Raw genomic sequence first — 1,854 nt, forward strand, 5'->3', positions numbered from 1 at the left:
AAACCTAATCAATCTGTGTGAACACTCATCAAGACAATCTTTCGTATAAGGAGGTGATCCAGCCCCAGGTTCCCCTAGGGCTACCTTGTTACGACTTCACCCCAGTCATGAACCACAAAGTGGTGAGCGTCCTCCCGAAGGTTAAACTACCCACTTCTTTTGCAGCCCACTCCCATGGTGTGACGGGCGGTGTGTACAAGGCCCGGGAACGTATTCACCGTGGCATTCTGATCCACGATTACTAGCGATTCCGACTTCATGGAGTCGAGTTGCAGACTCCAATCCGGACTACGACGCACTTTTTGGGATTCGCTCACCATCGCTGGTTGGCTGCCCTCTGTATGCGCCATTGTAGCACGTGTGTAGCCCTACTCGTAAGGGCCATGATGACTTGACGTCGTCCCCACCTTCCTCCGGTTTATCACCGGCAGTCTCCCTGGAGTTCCCACCATTACGTGCTGGCAAACAAGGATAAGGGTTGCGCTCGTTGCGGGACTTAACCCAACATTTCACAACACGAGCTGACGACAGCCATGCAGCACCTGTCTTAGAGCTCCCGAAGGCACACCTGCGTCTCCGCTGGCTTCTCTAGATGTCAAGAGTAGGTAAGGTTCTTCGCGTTGCATCGAATTAAACCACATGCTCCACCGCTTGTGCGGGCCCCCGTCAATTCATTTGAGTTTTAATCTTGCGACCGTACTCCCCAGGCGGTCTACTTAACGCGTTAGCTCCGAAAGCCACGGCTCAAGGCCACAACCTCCAAGTAGACATCGTTTACGGCGTGGACTACCAGGGTATCTAATCCTGTTTGCTCCCCACGCTTTCGCATCTGAGTGTCAGTATCTGTCCAGGGGGCCGCCTTCGCCACTGGTATTCCTTCAGATCTCTACGCATTTCACCGCTACACCTGAAATTCTACCCCCCTCTACAGTACTCTAGTCCGCCAGTTTCAAATGCAGTTCCGAGGTTGAGCCTCGGGCTTTCACATCTGACTTAACGAACCACCTGCATGCGCTTTACGCCCAGTAATTCCGATTAACGCTCGCACCCTCCGTATTACCGCGGCTGCTGGCACGGAGTTAGCCGGTGCTTCTTCTGCAGCTAACGTCAAATCCATACGCTATTAACGCATGAACCTTCCTCACTGCTGAAAGTACTTTACAACCCGAAGGCCTTCTTCATACACGCGGCATGGCTGCATCAGGCTTGCGCCCATTGTGCAATATTCCCCACTGCTGCCTCCCGTAGGAGTCTGGACCGTGTCTCAGTTCCAGTGTGGCTGATCATCCTCTCAGACCAGCTAGGGATCGTCGCCTTGGTGAGCCATTACCTCACCAACTAGCTAATCCCACCTGGGCATATCCTGACGCGAGAGGCCCGAAGGTCCCCCTCTTTGGCCCGAAGGCATTATGCGGTATTAGCCATCGTTTCCAATGGTTATCCCCCACATCAGGGCAATTTCCCAGGCATTACTCACCCGTCCGCCGCTCGACGCCCAACAAATCATCCGAAGAGTCAATGTTGTCGTTTCCGCTCGACTTGCATGTGTTAGGCCTGCCGCCAGCGTTCAATCTGAGCCATGATCAAACTCTTCAATTTAAGATTTTGTCGGCTCAATGAATACTGACTTCAAAACTGTCCCTTACTTAAAAAGTAAGAAGTAATTTTAAAGCTATTATCGTTCCAACAGAACGATAATGATTTTTGACTGTGTGACAGTAAGCGAGCTTACTACCCTTAGGTCACGTGTTCATTGAAAACCATTTTACTTCCGAAGAAGTGTTCGTTTCTACTTTGCAGCAGAAGCAAACGTAATGATTATCATCAACAAGTGTCCACACAGATTGATATAGG

1 rRNA gene is annotated in these 1,854 nt (G+C 51.1%); it reads right to left on the minus strand.

What is annotated here, in order from left to right:
- Positions 1-46: 46 nt before the first annotated feature.
- Positions 47-1,599 (minus strand): 16S ribosomal RNA (locus AB4405_RS12605).
- Positions 1,600-1,854 lie beyond the last annotated feature (255 nt).

Origin of the sequence: Vibrio sp. 10N.261.51.F12, assembly GCF_041471725.1 — a bacterium.
In the GTDB taxonomy this organism is placed as follows: domain Bacteria; phylum Pseudomonadota; class Gammaproteobacteria; order Enterobacterales; family Vibrionaceae; genus Vibrio.